The organism is Stenotrophomonas sp. S49 (assembly GCF_016624905.1).
Lineage (GTDB): Bacteria > Pseudomonadota > Gammaproteobacteria > Xanthomonadales > Xanthomonadaceae > Stenotrophomonas.
On the sequence record NZ_JACVUD010000069.1, the window covers coordinates 1 to 24,025 of the forward strand.

Annotated in this window: 21 protein-coding genes and 1 pseudogene; 11 read left to right on the plus strand and 11 right to left on the minus strand. The window is 69.4% G+C overall.

All coding sequences use genetic code 11. From position 1 onward, the window contains the following. Positions 1–156 precede the first annotated feature (156 nt). Complete coding sequence (locus tag IAE58_RS14310; RefSeq protein WP_108750680.1) at positions 157–423, minus strand: DksA/TraR family C4-type zinc finger protein; 267 nt, start codon at positions 421–423, stop codon at positions 157–159. 111 nt (positions 424–534) lie between these two features. After that, positions 535–1,092, minus strand: coding sequence for a DUF2058 domain-containing protein (locus IAE58_RS14315; protein WP_108750681.1), 558 nt, complete (start codon positions 1,090–1,092; stop codon positions 535–537). Between the two features lie 62 nt (positions 1,093–1,154). On the opposite strand from IAE58_RS14315, the gene IAE58_RS14320 reads away from it, so the two are divergent. The 3 genes from IAE58_RS14320 to IAE58_RS14330 all read left to right on the plus strand — a co-directional run bounded on the left by IAE58_RS14320 (position 1,155) and on the right by IAE58_RS14330 (position 4,039). Then, positions 1,155–1,655 (plus strand): M48 family metallopeptidase, encoded by a 501-nt coding sequence (locus IAE58_RS14320; RefSeq protein WP_199933990.1) that lies wholly within the window; start codon positions 1,155–1,157, stop codon positions 1,653–1,655. Positions 1,656–1,702: 47 nt separating this feature from the next. Further along, complete coding sequence (locus IAE58_RS14325) at positions 1,703–2,401, plus strand: RNA pseudouridine synthase (RefSeq protein WP_108750683.1); 699 nt, start codon at positions 1,703–1,705, stop codon at positions 2,399–2,401. Between the two features lie 93 nt (positions 2,402–2,494). Then, entirely contained in the window at positions 2,495–4,039 is a 1,545-nt protein-coding gene (locus tag IAE58_RS14330) for a phospholipase D family protein (protein ID WP_199933989.1), read from the plus strand. A 3-nt stretch (positions 4,040–4,042) separates the two neighbouring features. Here the strand turns inward: IAE58_RS14330 and IAE58_RS14335 are convergent, their stop codons facing one another. Then, a complete protein-coding gene (locus tag IAE58_RS14335) occupies positions 4,043–5,113 on the minus strand; it encodes an HDOD domain-containing protein (protein ID WP_199933988.1) in 1,071 nt (356 codons plus the stop codon). A gap of 275 nt (positions 5,114–5,388) precedes the next feature. Between IAE58_RS14335 and IAE58_RS14340 the strand changes: the two genes are divergently transcribed. Beyond that, on the plus strand, positions 5,389–6,486 hold the full coding sequence (locus IAE58_RS14340; protein ID WP_108753786.1) for a Glu/Leu/Phe/Val dehydrogenase dimerization domain-containing protein: 1,098 nt from the start codon (positions 5,389–5,391) through the stop codon (positions 6,484–6,486). A gap of 52 nt (positions 6,487–6,538) precedes the next feature. Here IAE58_RS14340 and IAE58_RS14345 read toward each other — a convergent pair. Then, a pseudogene (locus IAE58_RS14345) lies at positions 6,539–9,380 on the minus strand (S8 family serine peptidase). 181 nt (positions 9,381–9,561) lie between these two features. Between IAE58_RS14345 and IAE58_RS14350 the strand changes: the two are divergent. From IAE58_RS14350 to IAE58_RS14360, 3 genes are all read left to right on the plus strand, one after another. Continuing rightward, a complete protein-coding gene (locus IAE58_RS14350) occupies positions 9,562–10,737 on the plus strand; it encodes an acetyl-CoA C-acyltransferase (RefSeq protein ID WP_199933986.1) in 1,176 nt (391 codons plus the stop codon). Positions 10,738–10,859: 122 nt separating this feature from the next. Beyond that, a complete protein-coding gene (locus tag IAE58_RS14355) occupies positions 10,860–11,201 on the plus strand; it encodes a hypothetical protein (RefSeq protein WP_108750689.1) in 342 nt (113 codons plus the stop codon). Positions 11,202–11,350: 149 nt separating this feature from the next. Then, positions 11,351–11,761 carry a hypothetical protein gene (locus IAE58_RS14360; RefSeq protein ID WP_199933985.1) on the plus strand — a complete coding sequence of 137 codons (411 nt, stop codon included), beginning with the start codon at positions 11,351–11,353 and terminating at the stop codon, positions 11,759–11,761. Between the two features lie 39 nt (positions 11,762–11,800). On the opposite strand, the gene IAE58_RS14365 is transcribed toward IAE58_RS14360, so the two are convergent. Further along, positions 11,801–13,438 (minus strand): acyl-CoA dehydrogenase family protein, encoded by a 1,638-nt coding sequence (locus IAE58_RS14365; protein ID WP_199933984.1) that lies wholly within the window; start codon positions 13,436–13,438, stop codon positions 11,801–11,803. Between the two features lie 112 nt (positions 13,439–13,550). On the opposite strand from IAE58_RS14365, the gene IAE58_RS14370 reads away from it, so the two are divergent. From IAE58_RS14370 to pdeM, 4 genes are read left to right on the plus strand one after another with little or no spacing between them, the layout of a single operon-like run. Next, entirely contained in the window at positions 13,551–14,549 is a 999-nt protein-coding gene (locus tag IAE58_RS14370) for a ligase-associated DNA damage response exonuclease (RefSeq protein WP_199933983.1), read from the plus strand. Further along, the gene (locus IAE58_RS14375) at positions 14,546–16,153 is read left to right on the plus strand and encodes an ATP-dependent DNA ligase (RefSeq protein ID WP_199933982.1); all 1,608 of its coding nucleotides are present in this window, start codon (positions 14,546–14,548) and stop codon (positions 16,151–16,153) included. Before IAE58_RS14370 ends, IAE58_RS14375 begins: the two co-directional genes overlap by 4 nt. After that, positions 16,150–18,609 (plus strand): ligase-associated DNA damage response DEXH box helicase, encoded by a 2,460-nt coding sequence (locus tag IAE58_RS14380; protein ID WP_199933981.1) that lies wholly within the window; start codon positions 16,150–16,152, stop codon positions 18,607–18,609. The genes IAE58_RS14375 and IAE58_RS14380 overlap by 4 nt, the downstream gene beginning before the upstream one ends. Continuing rightward, positions 18,599–19,246 (plus strand): ligase-associated DNA damage response endonuclease PdeM, encoded by a 648-nt coding sequence (gene pdeM / locus IAE58_RS14385; RefSeq protein ID WP_199933980.1) that lies wholly within the window; start codon positions 18,599–18,601, stop codon positions 19,244–19,246. Before IAE58_RS14380 ends, pdeM begins: the two co-directional genes overlap by 11 nt. Here the strand turns inward: pdeM and IAE58_RS14390 are convergent. From IAE58_RS14390 to nagZ, 6 genes are all read right to left on the minus strand, one after another. Continuing rightward, complete coding sequence (locus IAE58_RS14390; RefSeq protein WP_108753794.1) at positions 19,243–19,512, minus strand: hypothetical protein; 270 nt, start codon at positions 19,510–19,512, stop codon at positions 19,243–19,245. The two genes, pdeM and IAE58_RS14390, sit on opposite strands and share 4 nt — an antisense overlap. Before the next feature lie 176 nt (positions 19,513–19,688). Beyond that, entirely contained in the window at positions 19,689–20,972 is a 1,284-nt protein-coding gene (locus tag IAE58_RS14395; RefSeq protein WP_199933979.1) for an NAD(P)/FAD-dependent oxidoreductase, read from the minus strand. Between the two features lie 191 nt (positions 20,973–21,163). After that, positions 21,164–21,370: a cold-shock protein gene (locus IAE58_RS14400; RefSeq protein WP_005410590.1), complete on the minus strand. Its 207-nt coding sequence runs from the start codon at positions 21,368–21,370 to the stop codon at positions 21,164–21,166. Positions 21,371–21,457: 87 nt separating this feature from the next. Then, positions 21,458–22,204, minus strand: coding sequence for an S-methyl-5'-thioinosine phosphorylase (locus tag IAE58_RS14405; RefSeq protein WP_199933978.1), 747 nt, complete (start codon positions 22,202–22,204; stop codon positions 21,458–21,460). Positions 22,205–22,286: 82 nt separating this feature from the next. Beyond that, positions 22,287–22,841, minus strand: coding sequence for a hypoxanthine-guanine phosphoribosyltransferase (locus tag IAE58_RS14410; protein ID WP_108753796.1), 555 nt, complete (start codon positions 22,839–22,841; stop codon positions 22,287–22,289). Then, the gene (gene nagZ / locus IAE58_RS14415) at positions 22,841–23,848 is read right to left on the minus strand and encodes a beta-N-acetylhexosaminidase (RefSeq protein WP_199933977.1); all 1,008 of its coding nucleotides are present in this window, start codon (positions 23,846–23,848) and stop codon (positions 22,841–22,843) included. Before nagZ ends, IAE58_RS14410 begins: the two co-directional genes overlap by 1 nt. Positions 23,849–24,025 lie beyond the last annotated feature (177 nt).

Sequence of the window (24,025 nt, forward strand, 5' to 3'; positions counted from 1 at the left end):
CCGCATGGATGCGGCTGCCAAGCCTACAAGGACGTACTTGCGGCGTCCCCGCAATCCGACACCGCCCCGCCATCCCACGGAATGCCGCTTTTGACGTTGACGTTGACGTTGACGTTGCATTGAGCAGGTGCAGGCCGCAGCCCTGCAAAAACCCCCTCACCGCAACTGGCTGTCCTTGCTGCCGCGGCGGTTGTAGCCGGCGTGTGCCTGTTCTTCGTCGTCCAGCGCCTGCTGGCACGCCACGCACAGGCGAACACCGGGCACGGCCTGGCGCCGCGCCAGCGGAATCGGCGCGTCGCATTCTTCACAGTGTTCCAGACCCGGCCCCTGGCGCAGCTGGCGCCGCGCACGGGCAATAGCATCGTCAACGGTGGCGTCGATCTGGTCCTGGACCGCGCCGTCGCCCGCCCAACCGGTGGCCATCACTCACCTCCGCAACTGTCAGGTACATCCCTGATATGGGGACCGTACCCGTGACTGCAATCGGCAGCACCGGGCCCCGCCCGGCGTGCTGGCGGCCGGTTCAGCCGCGCCCTACCAGACCAGATCGTCCGGCACCTGGAACTGGGCGTAGTAGGCGTCGTCCTCGGCGTTGCCGGTGGAAATCTCGGCGGTCGAGCCCGGCTGGCCGTGGTCGACGATGATCGCCTCCGGCGCACGCTCGCGCACCTTCTCGGCAGCGGCACGCGGCAGCAGGGCGTAGCCCTCGCCGTGGGCGACGATGACCAGCACGCCCACCGACAGCGCCTTGCGCAGCTTGGGGTCGATCAGCAGCGTGCGGATCGCCGCGCCATCGCTGAAGCGATACTCGTCATCACCCTTGTGCGGCACCGCGTGGGCCGTGATGATCTGCTTGGCCTGCGCCTTCTGTTCAGCCTGGCGGGCCTGGGCATTGCGCTCGGCCGCCAGGGCGCGGTCGCGTTCGACCTTCTCGGCGCGCGCGCGTTCAGCTTCGCGCTGCACCTCGGCCGAGGCCGATTCCGCCTTGCCCTGCCGCGCCTTGGCCTGTTCACGCGCGGCAGCACTGGCCTGCGACTTCTTGGCCAGGCCGGCCTTGAGCAATTGTTCCTGCAGCGCGTTGGGCTTTGCCATGGTCGGTCGGTACCGCGTGTAATCTTGGAAGCCCCATTCTACCGACGCCCCGCCGCCCCTGCATGGCTGTCCTGAAGTACCTCACCGGTTATCCCGAGCCCCTGGTGGCCCAGATCAGCGAACTGCTGGCCCAGGGCAAGCTCGGCCCCTGGCTGCAGCAGCGCTACCCCGATCCGCACGAGGTGCGCAGCGACCGCCAGTTGTACGACTACACACAGGAACTGAAGGACCGCTACCTGCGCAAGTCGGTGCCGCTCAACAAGGTCTGCTACGACAACACCCTGGAAGTGATCAAGCACGCACTGGGCACGCATACCGCCATCTCCCGCGTGCACGGCGGTCGCCTCAAGGCCAGTCGCGAGATCCGCATCGCCACCGTGTTCCGCCAGGCCCCGGCCGCGTTCCTGCGCATGATCGTGGTGCATGAGCTGGCGCACCTGAAGGAAGCCGACCACAACAAGGCCTTCTACCAGCTCTGCCAGCACATGGAGCCGGATTACCTGCAGCTGGAGTTCGACACCCGCCTGTACCTGACCGAGCTGGCCAACCGCAGCCAGCGCTGACCGGCCGCACCAGCTACACTGCGCGCCCCCTGACCGACCTGCCCGCCATGGAACCGATCCGCCTCGACAAACGCCTGTCCGCCCTGCTCGGCATCCCGCGCGGGGAAGCGCGGCGCTATGTGGAAGGTGGCTGGGTGACCGTGAACGGCGAAGTGGTGGAACAGCCGCAGCGCCCGGTGGATGAGGACGCGGTGATCGTGGTGGCCGAGCAGGCCAGCGATGAAAAGGCCGAACGGGTGAGCATGCTGCTGCACAAGCCGGCGGGCATGGCGGCCGAGGCATTGTGCGCACTGGTCAGCAGCGCGACGCGCAGCGAACTGGATGCCAGCGGCACCCGCGCCCTGCAGCGCCACTTCCACGGCCTGCAACTGGCCGCCGCACTGCCGGCCGCCGACAGCGGCCTGGTAGTAGTCAGCCAGGACCCGGCCACGCTGGCCCACCTGCAGCGCAACCTGGGCCGCACCGAGCAGGAATACCTGGTGGATGTGGCCGAAGGCGGCCCCGAACGTGGCCCGTGGCTGCTGGCGCGCCTGCAGCAGGAAGCCGGCGGGCCCAAGGTCAGCTGGCAGAGCGAGCAACGCCTGCGCTTTGCCGGCAAGGGCCTGACCGCCAAAGGCCTGCGCGTGGCGGTGACCGCTGCCGGGCTGCAGGTGACGGCGGTGCGCCGGCTGCGCATCGGCCGCGTGGCGCTGGGGCCGCTGGTGCCGGGGCAGTGGCGCTACCTGGGCAGCGACGAGCGCTTCTGAGCCCGCCACGGGGTCGGATGCCGTGCCGCGGGCAAGGGCTCTGACCCCACAAAGCGCCATCCACGCAGGGCGTGGATCCACTAGCATGGTGGCATGAGACTGCTGCGTATCGTCGCCATCATCATTGCTGCGCTGGTGCTGCTGGTGTTGTCGGGCCTGCTGCTGGCCGACCATCTCACCCCCAGCTCACGCGGGCCCGCATCGCAGGTGCTGCCACTGCAGCCGGCGCAGACGGCGATCGATCGCCAGCTGGCGCCGCTGCTGGCCGCCCACCCCGACCAATCCGGCGTGGCCTTCCTCAGCGATGGACTGGATGCCTTCGCCGCGCGCGCCGTCATAACCGAACAGGCCGGCCGCAGCCTGGACCTGCAGTACTACATCTGGCACGACGACCGGGTGGGCCACCTGATGGCCAAGGCGCTGCACGACGCCGCCGCGCGCGGCGTGCGGGTGCGCCTGCTGCTGGATGACATGAATGCCAAGGACAAGGACGCGCTGATGCTGGCGCTCGATGCGCACCCGAACATCGAGATCCGCCTGTACAACCCATTCCGCAACCGCAGCGGCATCGCCCGTACGCTGGAACTGGTGCAGCGCGCCTTCAGCGTGAACCACCGCATGCACAACAAGAGCTGGATCGCCGATGGCCGCGTGGCCATCGTCGGCGGCCGCAACATCGGCGAGGAATACTTCAGCGCGCGCGACGATGTGAACTTCCAGGACCTGGACCTGGTCGTGGCCGGCCCCGCCGTGCAGCAGGCCAGCGCCATCTTCGATGCGTACTGGAACAGCGACGCCGCCGTTCCGATCAGCGCGCTGGCGCACTACAGCCAGGCGCAGCTGCGCGTGCTGCTGCAGCAGTCCGACCGCGATGCACTGCATGACAGCAGCCGTCCCTACCTGCAGCGCGTGGCCAGCTCGCGTGCGCTGCGCCAGCCCGGCCCCGAGCCCCTGCACTGGAGCGCCCAGGTGCGCATCCTGTCCGATCCGCCAATGAAACACCGCGACGATGCACGCCAGGGTTGGCTGGTGACCGCGCTGGCCGCGCAGTTGCAGTCCGCCCAGCACGGCGCGCTGCTGGTCTCGCCCTACTTCGTGCCCGGTGCCGAAGGCCTGCAGGGTCTGTCGGCCATGGCCGCACGCGGTGTGCAGGTGGGCGTGGTGACCAACTCGCTGGCCGCCAACGATGTGGCCGCGGTGCACGGCGGCTACATGGGCTACCGCGTGCCGTTGCTGCGGGCCGGCGTGCAGCTGTACGAACTGAAGGCGCACGGCGAGCCGGGCGACAGCAGCCTGTTCGGCAGCAGTGGCGCCAGCCTGCATACCAAGGCCTTCGTCGTCGACGACCGCCGCGGCTTCGTCGGATCGTTCAACCTCGACCCGCGCTCGGCCTACCTGAACACGGAAATGGGCGTGCTGTTCGACGATCCCGTGCTGGGCGCGCGCCTGCGCCAAGAGTACCTGCGGCTGGCCGACCCGCAGCACAGCTGGTGGCTGGCGCTGGGCGCCGGCAACGAGCTGCGCTGGCTGGAGCGGCAGCCGCCGCCGCACTGGGTAGGGCGCGAGCCCGGCAGTTCACTGGGCAAACGCTGGACCGCGCGGGTGATCAGCTGGCTGCCGGTGGAATCGCAGCTGTAGCGCTTACGGCACGGGCGCCCCACTGCCCTCGGCGCCGGCTTCATCCAGCGTTTCCACCGCGCGCCCGTGCAGGCGTCGCCAGATCCAGCGCAGCGCGTGCGGCGGCGCCGAAGGCAGCTGTTCCAGCAGGGCCTGCATGCGTACCTGGCTGCCATGGCCATGCCGGCACAGCAGGCTGGCCGCGGCCGCCGCACTGCCCAGGCGCAGGCTGTCGGCCAGCGGCCCCTGCGCATCGGCGGCCAGCGCCTGGTGCACCGGTTCGGGCAGGTCCCAGGCGGCGGCCACGCGTTGCGCCAGCGGCAAGGACCAGCGCTGCAGCAGGTTCAGTGCCAGCGCCGCATCCACCGTGCTGCCGCGGCCCTGCGCTTCCTGCAGCACCTGCCGCATCACCAGCGCCGCGCCCAGCCCCTGCACCAGCCCCAGCCACTGCGCGGCGAACGCATCGCCGAAGGTGACGGTGCGCGCGTGGTCGGCCGCGGCGCGCGAGGCCAGCAGCGCGTGTTCCCAGATGATGGTGCTGAACTGCGGGAAGACATCGCACTGCACCTGCATGACCGGCTGTACCAGCACGGCGCTGATGATCTGCCGCACCCCTTCGGTACCGACCAGGGCGACCGCGCGCTGCAGGCTTTCCACCGGCCGTTCGTGCACCTTGTAGGCCGGGCTGTTGGCAATGCGCAGCAGGTTGCCGGTCAGCACCGGGTCCTGGCCGATGATGGCGGCCATCACCCGCGCCGACGCGGCATCGTCGTTGACGGTCTGGATCAGCTGCGGCAGCAGTTGCGGGCGGCGCGGCAGCTGCCGGGTGGCCCAGTCGCGGTCCTGCAGGGCGCGGTCCACCGCCTCGGCCAGTGGCGAGCTGCCCTCCCCCGCCGGTTCGCCCACCAGATGCGGGGAAAGGGCGAGCGCATGCAGGCTGCGCTGCAGGTGCGCGGCGATGTCGCCGGCGGCCAGCGGCTCGCCCGGCAAAGGACCGGCGGCCGGCCGGACAAACGATTCGGCCCCGCGCACCGGCGTGGCCGCGCGCCTGCCCGCCAGCCAGGCCGTCATGGCCTGCCACCAGACCGGCCTCACCGGCGCCCGCCGTGTTGTTGCACTGCTGCTGCCACTGCCTGCACCCGCGCCTTCTTCACATTCGGCGACCTGCCGTCGTCGCAGCATCGGCCGCGCTTTCATCTTCTTTAATGCAGCCGCCCCGGCCGTGCACGGCATCGGCCGGGCGAATGGACTAGAATGGCGCCGCGCGACCCGTCCCCCAGCCATGACGACGTCGCTTTTTTTGTTTTGGGACCCTACCGTTCATTGGCAGTTCGCTGCAGTTCGCCGCTGATCGCGCCATCGGAGACGCCATGCTATTCGAAACCCTCGCCACCACCGGTCATGAGCAGGTGGTGTTCTGCCACAGCCAGGATGCCGGCCTGAAGGCGATCATCGCCATTCACAACACCACCCTGGGCCCGGCCCTGGGCGGCGTGCGCATGCGCCCCTACGCCAGCACCGACGAGGCCTTGAACGACGTGCTGCGGCTCAGCCGCACCATGACCTACAAGAACGCCCTGGCCGGCCTGAACGTGGGCGGCGGCAAGGCGGTGATCATCGGCGACCCGAAGGTGGACAAGACCGAGGTGCTGTTCCGCGCGTTCGGCCGCTACGTCGACTCCCTGGGCGGCCGCTACATCACCGCCGAAGATGTCGGCACCGATGTGAACGACATGGAGAACATCTACCTGGAAAGCCAGTTCGTGACCGGCGTGCACCAGGTCCATGGCGGTTCTGGCGACCCGGCCCCGTTCACCGCCTATGGCGCGCTGCAGGCGCTGATGGCGGCACTGCGTTTCAAGTTCGGGCACGAAGAAGTGGGCAAGACCAGCATTGCCGTGCAGGGCCTGGGCCACATCGGCATGGAACTGGTGAAGCTGCTGCGTGACCGCGGCGCCAAGCTCTACGTGACCGACCTGGACAGCGCGCTGGTGGATCGTGCGGTCAGCGATTTCGGCGCCGAAGCGGTCAAGCCCGATGAGATCCACGAAGTGAACGCCGACGTGTTCGCCCCGTGTGCGCTGGAAGGGGCGATCAATGCCGACACCCTGCCGCGGATCAAGGCGAAGATCATCTGCGGCACCGCCAACAACCAGCTGTCCAGCCTGGACATCGGCGATGAGCTGCACGCCCGCGGCATCCTGTACGCACCGGATTACGCGGTGAACGCCGGCGGCGTGATGAATGTGTCGCTGGAAATCGACGGCTACAACCGCGAACGGGCGATGCGCCTGATCCGCAGCATCTACCACAACCTGACGCGCATCTTCGAACTGTCGCAGCGCGAGAACATCGCGCCGCAGCGCGCGGCCGACCGCATTGCCGAAGCGCGCATCCAGTCCATCGGCAAGCTGAAGATGCCGCTGGGCCGCAGCACCCCGCGCCTGGGCAACCTGCGCGGCGGTTGATGGACGCTGGCCACGCCCGGCAGCCTGCCGGGCGTGATCACCCAACACCGCGTCAGAACGCGGCGCTGTAGCGCAGTGCGACCTGGCTCAGTTCGCCGCGCGGGCCGAAGCGCTGGTCGTAACCGAAGCTGAGGCGGCTGTTGCGGCTCAGCCACGATTCCACCGACAGACCCAGCAGGCCACCGGAGCGCATCGGCTGCAACCCGGCCATCGGCGCCCAGGCATCGATGCCGACGAAGCTGGCCTGCGCATCCATGCCCTGGCTGGACAACTGCTGCTGCCATTCGGCGTAGCCACGCAGCGCCCAGTTGCGCCACTGGCGCTCGGCGCGCACACCGGCCAGTGCCTGGCTGCGGCTGCTGGCGTCGCCTGCGCTGCGCAGGCCGAAGCCCAGGCCACCCTGTTCGCTGAAGCGATCGCTGTCCACGCGGGTGTAGTCGGCGCCCAGGTACGGGGTCAGCGAGGCACCGGCCCAGCCGAAGCGATAACCGGCCTCCACGCTGGCCGTGCTGAAGTTGCCACCGTAGCGGGCGTTGACCCCGTACTGACCGGCCCCCAGCAGCAGCTGGCGATCGATCTCGCGGTTGAACTGGCCGGCACCCAGCTGGCCCAGCGCATACGCACCGCCGGCATTCCAGCCGGCGTACAGCTGCGCCTGCGACTGCCGGTCGCGGCCGCGATCGCTGCCCCAGGCGCGATTGCCGAAGCTGCGCGTTTCACCGAAGGCAAAGCCCAGCACGCCGTTGCTGCCCAGTGCGGTGTCCTGGCCCATCATCCAGCCATGGGTGTCGGCGCCGCTGGCCGAGAAGCTGCCCTGGCCGGCTTCGCCCAGCGCGTTCTGCCAGGCACCGGCCAGGCGCGGTGCGCCCTGCACCTGGCCGAAGCGGGCGGACAGCGCGCGGCGGCCCAGATCGATGCTGTCGAAGGTGGCCGCCGTAGCCAGCGCATGCGCCTTGCCGGACAGGCTGTCCAGGCTCTGCTGCAGCGCCAGGTTGCCCTGCACGCCCTGCAGCGCGCCTGCGCCCTGGGCGAACACGCCGGTGACGTCGGTCCCATCGTCGAGCGCTTCGAACGCGCGTTCCACGCGCGAGGCCGAGGCCTGGGTACTGGCGCCCAGGCCGGCCGCCGATGCCGCGCTGACCACGTTGACCCGGTCGATGTTCAGGGTGACGTCGTTGCTGCCATAGCTGAGCCATGCATCCAGCAGGCTGCCCGCGTTGAGGCTGTTGCTGACCGCGTTGAACATGCCGCTGACGCCCTGACCGGCCTGCAGCACGGTCTGGGTGCGGCCGGCAGCCGGCACGTAGCCGCTGACGACACTGGACACGTGCACGTCGCCACCCTGCAGGGTGGCCCTGCCGGTGATGGCAAGTGGGCTGGAACCGAGCGAGATCATCAACCGCGCGCCGTCGCGGTGCAGGTAGTTGCCTTCGATGGTGGCGCTGCTGTTGGCATCGCGCACGATCACCATCGCCGCGTTGTCCACGTTGCCCTTGACCCGGGTGGTGCCGGTCATGAACTGCAGCGCGGCCGCATTGGGGCTTGCCGCCTGCGCGGTGATCACCACGTTGGAAGTGATGGACGCGCCGTCGCGCAGCGCCAGCGTGCCGCGTTCGATGCGGGTGTCGCCGCTGTAGGTGTTGGTGCCGGACAGACCCAGCGAGCCTTCGCCCTGTTTGACCAGGCCGCCGCTGCCGGTGATGTTGTTGCTCCAGATCGAATTCAGGCCCAGCTGCGAGACGTTGACGGTGGTATTGCCCCAGTCGAAGCGCGCCGGGCCGTTCACGGCCTTGCCGACATTCAGCAGGCCGTAGCCGTAGATGGCGTCCACGCCTGGCGCGCCGATGTCGGTGGCCGTGCCCAGCAGGGTCTGCCGCACCAGGTCATTGTCGAAGTACGGGAAGCGTTCCCAGACCAGCGCGGCCGCGCCTGACACCAGCGGCGCGGCGAACGACGTGCCGTAATTCCACTGGTAGCCGTTGCCATTGCGCTCGGGGAACACCGCGCTGCCCGGTGCGGTCAGGCAGTAACGCGCCGCATCGCCACAGGCGTTGGCCCAGCTGGTGCGTTCGCCGGGCTTGTTGGGATCGATGGCAGTGGCTACCAGCCAGCCCTTTTCCAGATCGGCCGCCGGCAGCGAACCGCCCACGCCGCGCTGGCTGGGCAGTGCCGCCACGCTGCTGGGCTGGTCGCGGCCCTCGTTGCCCGAGGCGAACACCACCAGGCCGCCGTTGCTCATGATGAAGGGGCGGTACTCGGCCGCCACCTGCGCGGTGGTGGCCAGATCGGTCCAGTACAACCCGCCCCAGGAGTTGTTCATGATCTTCACGCCGTAGCTGATCAGGTCCTGGTGGATGCCGGCCACGCCCAGCGGGCCGCTGAAGGAGTTGCCCTGGCCACTTCCGTCATCGGTGGGCGATGTGTCGGAAATGATTCGCGCCGAGACAATCTGCGCCCCCGGTGCGATGCCGCCGGGCCAGACGCCCACGGTTGCACCGGCGGCCAGGCTGGCCACCGCGGTGCCGTGGCCGACCACGTCGTCCACGTTCAGATTGTTGCGTGCCGGATCGATGTAGTTGAGGTTGGCCAGCACGCGGCCATTGAGCGCGGCCGTGTCGCGCTTCACGCCGGAATCGACGATGCCGATGCGCACGCCCTTGCCGGTCAGACCGGCCGACTGCGCGGCAAGGGCGTTGGTCTGCACCAGGTGCGCGTTCACCGCCGGCTCGGTCGGCTTGGCCGGGGTGGGTGTGGTGGGCTTCGGCGCTGGTCGCCGCGCTGAGCGCATGTGGCGGCGGGTCGATGCGTACATTGCTACCGCCACCGCCACATGCGCTCAGCGCGGCGACCAGCGCCGAAGCCAGAACCGACCTGCCCATCGTCTTACGTTCCATCGTTTCCTTCCCATGAACGTTGGCCTGCCGCAACCCCTTGCAGGCATCCAGTGCTGCCAGCGGCAGCTACCGCCGACCCTCTATACTGGGCCGACCCCCACGCAGTCTGCCGGGAAATGGCGCCGCTTCCAACGCCCGCCGTCTCCTTTCCGAACATTGCTCACGCATCAACGAGATTGCCATGTCCAACATCGTCATCGCCGCCGCCAAGCGCACCGCCATTGGCTCCTTCCTGGGCCAGTTCAACGGCGTGCCCACCCCGACCCTCGGCGCGGCCGCCATCGCCGCCGCCCTTGAGCAGTCCGGGGTACCGGCCAGCGACGTTTCCGAAGTCCTGATGGGCTGCGTGCTGTCGGCCAACCTGGGCCAGGCCCCCGCCCGCCAGGCCGCCATCGCCGCCGGCATTCCGCTGTCGGCCGGCGCGACCACCCTGAACAAGGTCTGCGGCTCGGGCATGAAGACCATCATGCTGGGCCACGACCTGATCAAGGCCGGTTCGGCCAAGGTGGTGGTGGCCGGCGGCATGGAATCGATGTCCAACGCCCCGCACATGCTGCCCAACTCGCGCACCGGCAACCGCTTCGGCAACTTCCAGGCGGTGGACCACATGGCCCACGACGGCCTGGTCAATGCCTACGACGGCAAGGCCATGGGTGAATTCGCCGAATGCGCGGTGGACAAGTACCAGTTCACCCGCGAGGAGCAGGACGCCTATTCCATCGAATCGGTGCGCCGTGCGCAGGCCGCGCAGGCCAATGGCGCATTCGCCGATGAAATCGTCGCGGTGAAGGTGGCCACCCGCAAGGGTGAGGTCGAGTTCGCCAGCGACGAGCAGCCCGGCCGTTCGGACATCGCCAAGATTCCGACCCTGCGCCCGGCGTTCAAGAAGGATGGCAGCGTGACCGCCGCCAGTTCCTCCAGCATTTCCGACGGCGCCGCTGCCGTGGTCCTGCTGGCCGAAGAGGATGCAGCCGCGCGCGGCATCACCCCGCTGGCGCGCATCGTCGGCCACGCCACCCATTCGCAGGAGCCGGAGTGGTTCACCACCGCGCCGATCGGCGCGATCCACGCCCTGCTGGCGAAGACCGGCTGGAGCCTGGACCAGGTCGACCTGTTCGAAGTGAACGAAGCCTTTGCCGTGGTGGCGATGGCCCCCATGCGTGAACTGGGCATCAGCCACGACAAGCTCAACGTGAATGGCGGCGCCTGCGCACTGGGCCATCCGATCGGCGCCTCGGGCGCACGTCTGGTGGTCACCCTGGTCAACGCCTTGCGCACGCGCGGCGGCAAGCGCGGCATCGCTACCCTGTGCATCGGCGGCGGCGAAGCGACGGCAATCGCCATCGAGTTGATCTGAAAGGAATTAACGGCGATTTCGCAAAAATGAATGCGGGAGCGCTTGACACCCAATCTTGGCTTGTCATCATGTTGTCGGCGCGCAGTTGCGCGTTGCCTAATCTAACGACGAGGATTCACACAATGAGCATCAACAAGCTGCTGGTCGCTATGTCCCTGGCCCTGGCCCTGGCCGCCTGCTCGAAGCAGGAAGCTGCCCAGGACGCCGCTGCTTCGGCCAACGAAGCCGCCACCGAAGCCCAGGCTGCTGCCGACCAGGCCGCCGCTGCCGGCGCCCAGACCGCCGACGCTGCCCAGCAGGCCGCTGACACCGCCGCCACCGCTGCCGACGCTTCGACCGACGCTGCTGCCCAGGCTGGCGCTGCTGCCACCGACGCTGCTGCCGGCGCTGCTGCCGACGCTGCCAAGGCCGGTGAAGCCACCGCCGAGCAGGCCAAGGACGCTGCTGAAGAAGCCAAGAAGTAATAACTTCTTTCTTCACGCTGTTCTGGAAAAGCCGCTGGTTCGCCAGCGGCTTTTTCTTTGCCTGAATACCGCTGTTGGCCTCGCGACCGGGCCTTCACAGGGGCCTGAATAGGCTGGCGTCCCCATCCATCGCTGTACCGGAGACCGCCATGAAGATCCGCACGCTGACCACTTCCCTGCTGGCCGCCTCGCTGGTGCTGGCCCTGGCCGCCTGCAAGGGCCCGGAAGCCGAACAGGCCCGCCAGGATGCCGCGCAGGCCGCCGACAGCGCCGGCGCCGCCGCGCGTGATGCCGTGGACCAGGCCGCCGCGGCCACCCGCGAAGCCGCTGACAAGACCGCCGCGGCTTCAGAGCAGGCCGCCGCCGATACCCAGCAGGCGCTGGACAAGGCCGCCGATGCGACCGCCAACGCCGCCGACCAGGCCAAGGCTGCGGCCAGCGATGCTGCCGCGCACGCCAGCGACGCCACCGCCGATGCCGCGCAGAAGGTGGCCGACAAGGCCCGCGATGTCGCAGATGACGCGAAGGCCAACGCCGCCCACGAAGAAGCCAAGCACTGAGCCTGACCCTGTCGCCGGGCCTGTTCGGGCCCGGCGACGTTACGGCAGGGCGCGCGCCAGCATCTCGCCCAGCTCCAGCCCCGGCGGCAAGGTCCCCAGGGCCAGGCCATGCTCGCCCTGCAAGCGGCTGCGGATGAAGGCGTCGGCCATGGGGCTTTCCGCCCGCAACAGCACGGCGGCCTGCAGCAGCAGCGCCGTGCGCTCGCAGAAGGCGCGTGCCTGCCCCTCATCGAACCCGGGTGATTCTTCCCAGCGCTGCAGCGCCTGCGAGTAGCGCAGGTCGGCATCGGCCGCCGCCTGCAGTTCCTGTTGCAGGGCGGCCATTGTTTCGGGCTCACGCGCCAGCGCGCGCAGCACGTCCAGGCACTGGATGTTGCCACTGCCTTCCCAGATCGAATTCAACGGCGCCTGCCGGTACAGGCGCGGCAGCATCGACTCTTCCACGTAGCCAGCGCCGCCCAGGCATTCCTGCGCCTCGTTGACGAAGGCCGGGGCGCGCTTGCACAGCCAGTACTTGCCCAGCGCCGTGCCCACCCGCGCCAGCGCGGCTTCTGCCGGATCGATGCCGGCGCGATCCACCGCGCGGGCGATGCGCATGGCCAGCACCGTGGCCGCCTCCGATTCCAGCGCCAGATCGGCCAGCACGTTGGTCATCAGCGCATGGTCCACCAGCGGTTTGCCGAACGCGCGCCGGTGCCGTGCATGGTGCAGCGCCTGGGCCAGGGCCATGCGCATTTCCGCCGCCGCGCCCAGCATGCAGTCCAGCCGGGTCATCATCACCATGCCGATGATGGTGGCCACTCCGCGCCCTTCCTCGCCCACGCGCCAGGCCTGTGCACCGCAGAACTCCACTTCGCTGGACGCATTGGCCCAGTCGCCCAGCTTGTCCTTCAAGCGCATCAGCCGGAACGCGTTGCGGTCACCATCGGCCAGGCGGCGTGGCATCAGCAGGCAGGTCAGCCCACCGGGGGCCTGTGCCAGTACCAGGAAGCCATCGCTCATCGGCGCGGAGAAGAACCACTTGTGGCCCGACAAGCGATAACGCTCGCCGTCGATCGGCTCGGCGTGGGTGCTGTTGGCACGCACGTCCGAACCGCCCTGCTTTTCGGTCATGCCCATGCCCAAGGTGATGCCGGCCTTGTCGGCCACCGGCACATCGCGCGAATCGTAGACCGGCGCGGCCGCCTTGCGTGCCCATTCGGCCAGGTGCGGCTGCGAGCGCAGCACCGCCACCGCGGCGTGGGTCATGGTGAGCGGGCAACTGGTGCCCGCTTCGGCCTGGTGATGCAGGTAGCTCAGCGCCGCGCGCGCCACGTGTGCGCCCGGTTGCGGTTCGTGCCAGGACAGCCCGGCCACGCCGTGCTGCTTGGCCGTGCCCATCAGCTGGTGGTACGCCGGATGGAACTCCACCAGATCGATGCGGTGCCCCTGCGCATCGTGCGTGCGCAGGCGCGGCCGGTCGCGGTTGGCATCGAACCCCAGGCGGTACAGCTCATCGCCGGCCAGTGCGCCATACACCGCCAGGCGCGGTGCGAAGGCACCGCCGCCCTCACGTTGCACTGCGTCCACCAGCGCGACATCGTCGGTCCATAACTGCCGCCCGGCGAACGGTGGTGGCTGGTTCAGCACCACGTGCGTTTCGTAGGGAACGTTGCTGCTGAAGCCCGGTCCGTTCATCCATTGCTTCCCGTTGCGGAAAAGGAGCCCCTCGATTGTGCCGCATCGTCCGGCCAGCGCCCGTTCAGCGCGGTTCTCACCGCCTGCACGAGCGCCGCGCCAGAGTGGGCACATGAGCGACAACGAAGATCTGGTGGTATTGCGGCCAGAAGGGCTGTACTGCGCCGCCGGCGATTTCCACATCGACCCGTGGCGGCCGGTGCCGCGCGCGGTCATCACCCATGGCCATGGTGACCACGCGCGCCCGGGCATGGGCGAGTACCACTGCAGCACCGGCAGCGTGCCGATCCTGCGCTGGCGCTTGGGCGATGTGCCGCTGCACGCGCATGCCGAAGGCACGCCCTTTTCGCTGGGCCGGGTGCAGGTATCGCTGCACCCGGCGGGGCATGTGCTGGGGTCGACCCAGGTCCGCATCGACGATGGGCGTCAGGTCTGGGTGGCATCGGGCGATTACAAGCGCCAGCACGATCCCACCTGCACGCCGTTCGAGATCGTGCCCTGCGATACCTTCATCAGCGAAGCCACCTTCGCCCTGCCCATCTACCGCTGGCCGCACACCGCCGATGTGGCCGCCGACATCGTGGCCTGGCGACGCGAATGCGCCGCGCGCGGGGAAGCGGCGGTGCTGCTGTGCTATGCCCTTGGCAAGGCCCAGCGCGTGCTGGCCGAACTGCTGCCGCTGGACGACCAGCCAGCGTGGCTGCACGGGGCCATCGCCAATGGCGTGGCGGTCTACCGCCAGGCCGGGGTGGACATGCTGGACACGGTGACCGTGGCCGAACAGGGGCGTACCCCGGATGCGGCCGGGCAGCTGATCCTGGCCCCGCCGTCGGCGGCAGGCACGCCCTGGCTGCGCCGCTTCGGCCGTCACCAGTTGGCGTTCGCGTCGGGCTGGATGCAGCTGCGCGGCAACCGGCGACGGCGCAATGTTGACCGCGGCTTCGTCATTTCCGACCACGCCGACTGGCCGGCGCTGCTGCAGACCATCGAACAGACCGGCGCGCGTCGCATCATCGCCACCCACGGCAACACCGATGCGCTGATTCCCTTCCTGCGCGAGCGCGGCGTGGCCGCCGAGGCCTTCCGCACCGATTTCGGGGCCGAGGAATGAAGGCCTTCGCCGCGCTCTACCAGCGCCTGGACCGCAGCACCGCAACGCTGGACAAGCGGGCCGCGCTGGTCGACTACTTCCGCACGGCACCTCCACGCGATGCCGCCTGGGCGCTGTACCTGCTGAGCGGTGGCAAGGTGGGCGGCGCGCGCCGCAAGGTAGCCGCCAGCGGCGAGCTGCGCCGCTGGATCACCGAGTCGTCAGGGCTTCCGGCCTGGCTGGTGGAAGACAGCTATGCGCAGGTGGGCGACCTGGCCGAAACGCTGGCCCTGCTGCTGGATGACCCGGCAACGCCCGCCCCCGAACGGGCCCTGGCCGACTGGATCGAACAGCATCTGCTGGCCGTGGCCAACCAGGACGAGGCGGTACGCCATGCCGCCGTGCTGCAGGGCTGGCAGCAACTGCCCGCCGCCGAACGCCTGGTGTTCAACAAGCTGCTGACCGGCGCCCTGCGCGTAGGCGTATCGCAGCGATTGGTGCAGCAGGCGCTGGCCGAATGGTCGGGGCTGGACATCGCCCGCATTGCCCAGCGCATGCTGGGTGAGTGGGTGCCCTCGCCCGCCGCGCTGGCGCAGCTGCTGTCGCCAGACGAACTGCCCACCGACCGCCAGCAGCCCTACCCGTTCTTCCTGGCCTCGCCGCTGGAGGGCGCGCCGGACGAGCGGCTGGGCGCGCTGGATGACTGGTTGCTGGAATGGAAGTGGGACGGCATCCGCCTGCAGCTGCTGCGCCGGAATGGCGAGGTGGCCCTGTGGTCGCGCGGCGAAGAGCGGCTGGATGGTCGCTTCCCCGAAATCGAACAGGCCGCCGCCGGCCTGCCCGATGGCTGCGTGATCGACGGCGAGCTGCTGGCCTGGGACAGCGCCGATGACCTGCCGCGTGCCTTCACCGCCCTGCAGACCCGCATCCAGCGCCGCAAACCCGGTGCCGCCACCCTGCGCAACACGCCGGTGCGCGTGCTGGCCTACGACCTGCTGGAACGCGATGGCCAGGATCTTCGCGCGCTGCCGCTGCACGAACGCCGCGCACAGCTGGCGCAGCTGCTCGATGCACTGGCCGCTCCTCGCCTGCAGCTCTCGCCACCGGTACTCGCAGAGGACTGGGCCGAGGCCGCGCGCCTGCGTGACGGTGCCCGAGAACGCGGCGTGGAAGGCCTGATGATCAAGCGCCGCGATTCGGTCTATCAGGCCGGGCGCCGCCGCGGCGACTGGTGGAAGTGGAAGATCGAGCCGCTCACCATCGACGCCGTGCTGCTGTACGCGCAGGCCGGCCATGGGCGGCGTAGCACCCTGTACACCGACTACACCTTCGGGGTGTGGGACGGTGACGCGCTGGTACCGGTGGCCAAGGCCTATTCGGGCCTGGACGACAAGGAGATCCTGGCGCTGGACCGCTGGATCCGCGCGCACACCCGCGAGCGCTTCGGCCCGGTGCGCAGCGTCGACGCCGTGCAGGTATTCGAGCTGGGATTCGAAGCGGTGAACCGCAGCAGCCGGCACAAGTCGGGCATCGCGGTGCGCTTCCCGCGCATCCTGCGCTGGCGCCACGACAAGCCCGCCGGCGAGGCCGACCAGCTACACACCCTGCAGGCACTGGCGCGATGACCCGTGCGCAGGCCCTGCAGCGCCTGCAGGCGTGGTTCGCCGCGCGCGGCTGGCGCCCGCTGCCGTTCCAGCGCGCGATGTGGCGGCACTACCTGGCGGGCGAATCGGGCCTGCTGCACACGCCCACCGGCAGCGGCAAGACCTTGGCGATGTTCGGCGGGCCCCTGCTGCAGGCCTTGATCGATCCACCACCGGCGCCGGCGCGGGCCAGCGCTGTGCGTCCGCTGCAGGTGCTGTGGGTCACCCCGCTGCGCGCACTGGCCAGCGATACCGCGCGCGCGCTGCAGACGGTCATCGATGGCATTGGCCTGGGCTGGAAGGTCGGCCTGCGCAGTGGCGATGCCAGCAACCGCGAGCGGCGCCAGGCGCGCGAGGGGCGCGTGGATGTGCTGGTGACCACGCCCGAATCGCTGGCGCTGTTGTTGAGCCATGCCGATACGCTGCCGCGCATGCAGCACCTGCGCTGCGTGGTGGTGGATGAGTGGCATGAACTGCTGGGCAGCAAGCGTGGCGTGCTGCTGCAGCTGAACCTGGCACGGCTGCGCGACGCCAGCCCCCGCCTGCAGCTGTGGGGGCTGTCGGCCACGCTGGGCAACCTGCAGCAGGCGCGGCAGGTGCTGCTGCCCGACCAGCCCGACGCGCCGCTGGTGGAAGGCGCGCGGCAGCGACCGGTGCAAGTGCAGACCCTGCTGCCGCCGGCCGGCGAACGGTTTCCGTGGGCCGGCCACCTGGGCCTGGTGCAGTTGCCGCGGGTCCTGCAGGCCATCCAGGGCGCACGCAGCACCCTGCTGTTCACCAACACCCGCGCGCAGGCCGAACTGTGGCACCAGGCGCTGGCCGCGGTGTGGCCGGAAGACGCCACCACCCTGGCCCTGCACCACGGCTCGCTGGACCCGACCCTGCGCCAGCAGGTGGAAGACGGCCTGCGTGCAGGCAGCCTGCGCTGCGTGGTGGCCACCTCCAGCCTGGACCTGGGCGTGGATTTCCCGGAAGTGGACCAGGTGCTGCAGCTGGGCAGCCCCAAGGGCGTGGCGCGCTTGCGCCAGCGCGCCGGCCGCGCACGCCATCGCCCCGGCGCCAGTGGCCGCATCACCTGCATTCCCAGCCATGCGCTGGAAGTGGCCGAATTCGCGGCAGCACGCAACGCGCTGCGCGAGAACGTGGTGGAAGCACGCCGTCCACGGGTCCTGTCGCTGGACGTGCTGGCCCAGCACGCGGTGAGCTGCGCGCTGGCCGGCGGCTTCCAGGCCGATGTGCTGCTGGCCCAGGTTCGACGCACCCATGCCTTTGCCGATCTGACCGATGCGCAGTGGCAGGCCGTGCTGGACTTCATCGTGCAGGGCGGCCGGGCGCTGTCGCAGTATCCGGATTTCCACAAGGTGCAGGTCGATGACAGCGGCACCTACCGGGTACCCGATCGCCGCCAGGCCCTGCGCCACCGCCTGTCGATCGGCACCATCAGCAGCGATGGCAGCGTGCGCGTGCAGTTCCTGCGCGGCGGCAGCCTGGGTTCGGTGGAAGAACAGTTCGCAGGGCGCCTGCGCCCGGGGGACCGCTTCCAGTTCGCCGGGCGCCTGCTGGAGCTGGTGCAGCTGCGCGACATGACCGCCTATGTGCGGTTGGCGCGTGTGCGCGGCGACGGCAGCGTGCCGCGCTGGCAGGGCGGCCAGCTGCCCTTGTCGATGCCACTGGGGCAGGCGTTGCTGTCGGTGCTCTCCGGAAGTGATGACAGCGCCGAATCAACGTGGCTGGCGCCGCTGCTGGCGCTGCAGGCACGCGTGTCCGCGCGGCCTTCGCCGGCTCAGCTGCTGATGGAGGACGTGCGCCGCCGCGAGGGCCAGTTCGTGTTCGTCTACCCGTTCGCCGGGCGCCACGTGCATGAAGCACTGGCCGCGCTGCTGTCACTGCGCTGCACGCGGCTGCAGCGCAACAGCATTGGCTATGCGGTGAACGATCATGGCCTGGTGCTGGCACCGGCACAGCCGATCACCCTGGATGCGCAGGCGTGGCATGCGTTGTTCACCGGCGACGGGCTGCTGGACGATCTGCGCGCGGCTGTGAACCTGGGCGAGCTGGCACGCCGCCAGTTCCGTGGCATCGCGCGCGTGGCCGGACTGCTGGTGCCCAGCCTGCCCGGCGGCATGCCGCGCTCGCTGCGCCAGTTGCAGGCCTCTGCGGGCCTGCTGCATGACGTGCTGCGCCAACACGACCCCGAGCACATGCTGCTGGCCCTGGCCGAGCAGGAAGTGCTGCAGGATGCATTGGATCTGCCCGGGCTGCAGCAGGCGCTGGCACGCATTGGCAGGCAGACGGTGTCGCTGCAGCAGCCGGCCTCACTCACGCCGCTGGGTTTTCCGCTGTGGGCCGAGCGCCTGCGCGGCCAGTTCAGCAACGAAGACTGGCGTACCCGCGTGCAACGCGCCGCGCAACAGCTGGAACGCCGCCATGACCACTGAGCTGGCCATGCAGCTGGGCGCGCAGACGCTGCGCCTGCTCGGCGCGCGTGCACTGCTGTGGCCGGCCCGGCAGGCCCTGCTGATTGCCGACCTGCACCTGGGCAAGGCCGATGTGTTCCGCCGCGCCGGCATCGCCTTGCCCACCGGCGGCACCCAGGGCGACCTGCAACGGCTGCAGGCACTTGTGCAGCAGCACGCGTGCCGCGAACTGTGGATCCTGGGCGATATGTTGCACGGCCCGCTGCACCGCACGGCGTGGCTGGCGCAATGGCTGGCCTGGCGCGAGCAGCAAGCGGGCCTGGACGTGCATGTGATCCGTGGCAACCACGACCGCCAGCTTGCCGCAGCGGCGCTGCGCGTGCAGCTGCATGATCAGGTGCGACTGGGGGATATCGTGCTGCGCCACGAACCACAGCCCGAAGCCGGCGCCTGGGTGATTGCCGGCCACCTGCATCCGCAGATCGCCCTGCCGGCGCTGCGCCGGCGCTTTCCAGCATTCTGGCTGCGCCCGGGAATCACCGTGCTGCCCGCGTTTTCCGCGTTCACCGCGGGCGTCGTGATACAGCCCGCGCGCGACGAACAGCGCATTGCCTGTGTGGAAGGCAGCCTGGTGCCGGTACCGCCCCGCCAGGCTTAGGCCGGGCGTGCCAGCATGTCGGGCATCAATCGAAACGTCGGCTCGCTGTTGCCGACGTGGCGCGGCAGCGCACGCACCGCCGCCAGCATTTCCTGCGCACAGGTGCGGATGTAGCCATGGTGTTCGGCGCCCGCGTGGCTGATCAGGCTACCCACGTGGAATTCAAAGACATCCTCCAGCACGTCGGGCTGGTCTTCGTGCAGCATCTGCAGCAGACCGCGCAGTTTGCAGATTTCCGATTCCAGCTCGTGGACCGCGAACAACATGGCATCCTCCTTCGAACGTGCGGCGCATCGGGGCCGCAGCAGGCCGCGACGGCGCGGCCGCCCGGGCCATGCGCGAAGTTCGATCACGGAGTGTTCGATCACGGAAAGGAAAACGGGCGACGCGGCGTGCGCGTGCACAGCTGTTCTCGCACAACCGGGGTGAGATGTTCGTTAGTTCAGGTGACGGGCACGTTCACGGCAGCGGCGATCGCACTGCTGCTCGCAGCCGCACGCGGCGCTTCGGCCAGCGCGGCGATGAAGCCCGGATCCAGCGCCAGTGCGCCGAACCAGCCGTGCTGGGTGCCGCTGAGCACGCGCAGCATGTGCCCGCGCCCGCCCGGCATGCGCCCCATCGGGCCAAGCAGCACGTCGCGCGCATGCGCCCATAGATCGCCATTGGACTGGAACAGCGGCGTCAGCCAGCGGCTCCAGCGCTGGTACACCGCCACATGCGCGCGCCGCTGTGCCTGGTAGGCCTGCAGCGCCGCTTCGCCACGGTTGCTGCGCAGCGCATCGCGCAGCGCCAGTGCATCGATCAGGGCCATGTTCACGCCCTGCCCCAGCTGCGGGCTCATCGAATGTGCGGCATCACCGGCCAGCACCAGGCGGCCATGGTGCCAGCGCTTCATCACCGCATCGCGGTACACCGCGCGTGCCAGCTGGCCGGCATCGACCAGGTGCGCGAAGCGCGCGCTGGCCTGCGGCCACAGGGCATGCAGTTCCTGCAGCCAGGGCGCCATGCCGTCCTGCTGCCAGCGCTCGAAATCGTCACGCGGCAGGCTCCAGAAGAAGCTCAGGCGCGGTGTGGCATCACCGGGGCGGGTGCCCACCGGCAGCAGGCCGATCATCTTGCGCGCCGCGACGTAGCGCTGCCGCAGCTCCTGCATGTGCGGCCAGTCTTCGGCCGGCAGCAGGCACCACAGCGCACCCCACGGGTACACCCGGTCCAGCGCGGTGCCGCCTTCTACACTGCCGCGCAGGGTGGATGCCGCACCATCGGCGGCCACCACCAGGTCGAACGGGCCGTGCCAGCGCCCCTGCACATCGCGCACGCGCCCCTGCGCGCTGTCCACCGCCTCGATGGCGGTGCCCACGTGCAGGTGGCCGGCGCCCTCGCGCGCATCTTCCAGCAACGAGAACAGCGCGCCGCGCTGCATGCCCAGTCCGTGCAGGCGTGCATCCAGACCGGCATAGCCCATGTCCATCACCGCGCGTTCGCAGGGCGTATCGCCGTACAGGCGGTGCACCGGCGCGGCGTGTGCGCGCACGGCGTCTAGCAGGCCCATCTGCCACAGCACCTGCAGGCCACTGGGCTGCAGCAGGAAGCCGGCCCCTACCGGGCCGGGCGTGGGCACGCGTTCGAAGATCTCCACCTCGTGGCCATCACGGGTGAGCAGGATGGCCAATGCCTGGCCAGCGGTGCCGTAGCCGATCACGGCAATGCGCAGTCGTTCCGTCATGCCTGCATTGTGCCCGAGGCGGATCGCCAATGGCGAAGGGAACCGGCGACGGCATCCACGCATGGCGTGGATCTACTGGCCGACGCCGGAGCGCCTGCCGTTCCGTCAGCCACACGCAATCCCCGCCCGCCGTTGCCCTGCGCAAAAAAAAACCCCGCCGGAGCGGGGTTTTCAACGCACTGTCGAGTGGATCACTCGGCCGGCGTAATGTTCGAAGCCTGGGCACCCTTCGGGCCCTGGGTCACGTCATAGGTGACACGCTGGCCTTCCTGCAGGCTGCGGAAGCCCTTGGAGTTGATGGCGGAGAAGTGCGCGAACACGTCGGCGCTGCCATCCTCCGGCGAGATGAAGCCAAATCCCTTGGCGTCGTTGAACCACTTGACGGTACCGTTCGGCATGTTAATGCGAGACCTTTGCAATGAATGGGTGGTGTACGCTGAACCCGCGTACCGGCTGAGTATGCAAAGCTTGCCCGAGGATGACAATCACCCCCGCGCCAATTCGCCTACCAGTTCCGGAAGTCCGTTGCTGGCGGCCTGCACGTTTGCCAGCACTTCGGCCATGGTGATCTCCTCGCCGTCGCCACAGCCGGCGGCCCAGTTGGCCACGATCGCCAGGCAGGCGTAATCCAGCCCCAGCTCCCGTGCCAGCGCAGCTTCGGGCATGCCAGTCATGCCCACCAGATCGCAGCCATCGCGGCGCATGCGGGCGATTTCAGCAATGGTTTCCAGGCGCGGCCCCTGGGTGGCGCCGTAGCAGCCGCCGTCGTACACCTTCACCCCGGTCACTTTCGCCGCCGCCAGGATCTTGCTGCGCAGCATCGGCGTGTACGGATGACCGAAATCGACGTGGACCACGTCGGTACCGTCTTCTTCGCAGATCGTGCTGATACGACCCCACGTGTAATCGATTACCTGGTCTGGACAGGCCAGCACGCGCGGACCGAAATCGTCGCCGATGCCGCCCACCGTGTTCAGCGCCAGCACGCGCTGCGCGCCGATCTGCTGCAGCGCGGCCAGGTTGGCGCGGTAGTTGATCTTGTGCGGCGGCAGCGAATGGCCCTCACCGTGGCGGGCCAGGAAGGCCACGCGGTGGCCCAGCAGGGTGCCGACGCGCACCGGGCCCGACGGACGACCGAAGCGGGTCTCGACCTCGTGGGTCTGCACATCGTCCAGCTTGGCCAGGTTGTAGACACCGGTACCGCCGATCACGGCCAGGGCAATCTGTTGCATGGGAATCACTCCAGAAAAAGACGAACGCCGGCACCCGAGGGCGCCGGCGACAGGGTGGGACCGGCCGCGGACGGCCGCGCCGTCACTCCTTCATGGCATAGATGGCCGGCACGCAGCGCAGGGTCTCGTTCACATCCATGCCGAAGCCGAACACGTAACGGTCCGGCAGCTCGATGCCGGCGTAATCGGCGGTGACGTCCGGCAGCGCGCGGTCGTGCTTCTTCACGGTCATGGCAGCAATGCGCACGTCGGTGGCGCCCTGTTCCAGGCACCACGTGCGCACGCCCTGCAGGGTGTAGCCCTCGTCCAGGATGTCGTCCACCAGCAGCACGCGGCGGCCGAACAGCGAGGTGGCCGGCTTGTGCTTCCAGACCAGGTCGCCGCCGGTGGTTTCACCGCGGTAGCGGGTGGCGTGCAGGTAATCGAACTGCACGTCCTGGCCGCGCGCGCCCAGTTCCAGTGCCAGCTGGCCGGCGAACGGCAGTGCGCCGTGCATGATGGACAGGAACAGCGGCACCTCGCCCTTGTAGTCGCGCGCGATGGCGTCGGCGATGCTGGCAATGGCCTTGTCGATGGTGGGGCGGTCGACCAGCAGGTCAGCCTGGGCCAGGGCCTGGGAAATGGTGAGGTTCGGCATCAGACGGTTCTTCCAAGGGTTTGCAGCAGATGGGATTGGGTGGTGCCATGGCGGGCATCGGCCAGCAGGCCGTCCCAGCCAAGTGCGCCGCGGCCAAGCAGGCCCAGCAGCGCGGCGGTATTCAGTGAACGGCCCTGCACGGCGTGCAGGGCTTCATCGACCAGCTCGGGGTGGCAGACCAGCACCACGTCGCAGCCGGCATCCAGGTGGGCATGCACGCGTGCCGGCACGCCACCGGCGCTGTGCGAGGCGGCCATGCCGATGTCATCGGAGAACACCACGCCGCGGAAGCCCAGCTCACCGCGCAGGATGTCCTGGATCCAGCGCGGCGAATAGCCGGCCGGCTCAGGCGCCACCTGCGGGTAGATCACGTGGGCCATCATCACCGCATCGGCACCGGCGGCAATGCCGGCGCCGAACGGCACCAGGTCCTGCGCGCGCAGTTCGTCCAGCGCGCGCGGGTCGATGGCGGTATCGACGTGGGTGTCTTCCAGCACGGTGCCGTGGCCGGGGAAATGCTTGAGCGTGGCGGCCATGCCCACCGCATGCATGCCGCGCACATAGGCGGCAGTGAAGGCGGCGACCACCTGCGGGTCTTCGCTGAAGGCGCGGTTGCCGATGGCGCGGTTGCCACGGGCCAGATCCACCACCGGGGCGAAGCTGAGGTCCAGGCCGCTGGCGCGCACTTCACTGGCCATCAGCCAGGCGTGCTGTTCGGCCAGGGCCAGCGCCTGCTGCGGATCACGCGCGTAAAGGGCGCCGATGTCCTGCAGCGGCGGCAGTTCGCTGTAGCCCTCGCGGAAGCGCTGCACGCGGCCGCCTTCCTGGTCCACGCAGAGCAGCTGCGGGCGCGGTGCGGCGGCGCGGATGGCGGCGGTCAGATCGGTCACCTGCTGGCGCGAGGCGAAGTTGCGCTTGAACAGCACCACCCCGGCCACGGCATCGTGCTGCAGCCAGTCGCGTTCCTGGGCGTTCAGTTCAGTGCCGGCAACGCCGATCAGCAGCATGGGTCGATCTCCACAACAGGCGCCCGCATGGCGCAGTGCCGCATTGTCGCAGAACCGGCCGATGGACGCAGTGTTCGGCGAAACGGGGAGACGGGGGGGGGGCCCCCCCCGGGGGGGGGCCCCCCCCCCCGGGGGCGGATCCCCGCAGGGGCTCTGACCCCATCCCGGGCAGGTTCA

Excerpts from the sequence above, each read along its gene's own strand:
- IAE58_RS14310 (WP_108750680.1), bottom strand. The coding sequence starts at position 423 with ATGGCCACCGGTTGGGCGGGCGACGGCGCGGTCCAGGACCAGATCGAC.
- IAE58_RS14315 (WP_108750681.1), bottom strand. The coding sequence starts at position 1,092 with ATGGCAAAGCCCAACGCGCTGCAGGAACAATTGCTCAAGGCCGGCCTG.
- IAE58_RS14320 (WP_199933990.1), top strand. The coding sequence starts at position 1,155 with ATGGCTGTCCTGAAGTACCTCACCGGTTATCCCGAGCCCCTGGTGGCC.
- IAE58_RS14325 (WP_108750683.1), top strand. The coding sequence starts at position 1,703 with ATGGAACCGATCCGCCTCGACAAACGCCTGTCCGCCCTGCTCGGCATC.
- IAE58_RS14330 (WP_199933989.1), top strand. The coding sequence starts at position 2,495 with ATGAGACTGCTGCGTATCGTCGCCATCATCATTGCTGCGCTGGTGCTG.
- IAE58_RS14340 (WP_108753786.1), top strand. The coding sequence starts at position 5,389 with ATGCTATTCGAAACCCTCGCCACCACCGGTCATGAGCAGGTGGTGTTC.
- IAE58_RS14350 (WP_199933986.1), top strand. The coding sequence starts at position 9,562 with ATGTCCAACATCGTCATCGCCGCCGCCAAGCGCACCGCCATTGGCTCC.
- IAE58_RS14355 (WP_108750689.1), top strand. The coding sequence starts at position 10,860 with ATGAGCATCAACAAGCTGCTGGTCGCTATGTCCCTGGCCCTGGCCCTG.
- IAE58_RS14360 (WP_199933985.1), top strand. The coding sequence starts at position 11,351 with ATGAAGATCCGCACGCTGACCACTTCCCTGCTGGCCGCCTCGCTGGTG.
- IAE58_RS14365 (WP_199933984.1), bottom strand. The coding sequence starts at position 13,438 with ATGAACGGACCGGGCTTCAGCAGCAACGTTCCCTACGAAACGCACGTG.
- IAE58_RS14370 (WP_199933983.1), top strand. The coding sequence starts at position 13,551 with ATGAGCGACAACGAAGATCTGGTGGTATTGCGGCCAGAAGGGCTGTAC.
- IAE58_RS14375 (WP_199933982.1), top strand. The coding sequence starts at position 14,546 with ATGAAGGCCTTCGCCGCGCTCTACCAGCGCCTGGACCGCAGCACCGCA.
- IAE58_RS14380 (WP_199933981.1), top strand. The coding sequence starts at position 16,150 with ATGACCCGTGCGCAGGCCCTGCAGCGCCTGCAGGCGTGGTTCGCCGCG.
- pdeM (WP_199933980.1), top strand. The coding sequence starts at position 18,599 with ATGACCACTGAGCTGGCCATGCAGCTGGGCGCGCAGACGCTGCGCCTG.
- IAE58_RS14390 (WP_108753794.1), bottom strand. The coding sequence starts at position 19,512 with ATGTTGTTCGCGGTCCACGAGCTGGAATCGGAAATCTGCAAACTGCGC.
- IAE58_RS14395 (WP_199933979.1), bottom strand. The coding sequence starts at position 20,972 with ATGACGGAACGACTGCGCATTGCCGTGATCGGCTACGGCACCGCTGGC.
- IAE58_RS14400 (WP_005410590.1), bottom strand. The coding sequence starts at position 21,370 with ATGCCGAACGGTACCGTCAAGTGGTTCAACGACGCCAAGGGATTTGGC.
- IAE58_RS14405 (WP_199933978.1), bottom strand. The coding sequence starts at position 22,204 with ATGCAACAGATTGCCCTGGCCGTGATCGGCGGTACCGGTGTCTACAAC.
- IAE58_RS14410 (WP_108753796.1), bottom strand. The coding sequence starts at position 22,841 with ATGCCGAACCTCACCATTTCCCAGGCCCTGGCCCAGGCTGACCTGCTG.
- nagZ (WP_199933977.1), bottom strand. The coding sequence starts at position 23,848 with ATGCTGCTGATCGGCGTTGCCGGCACTGAACTGAACGCCCAGGAACGC.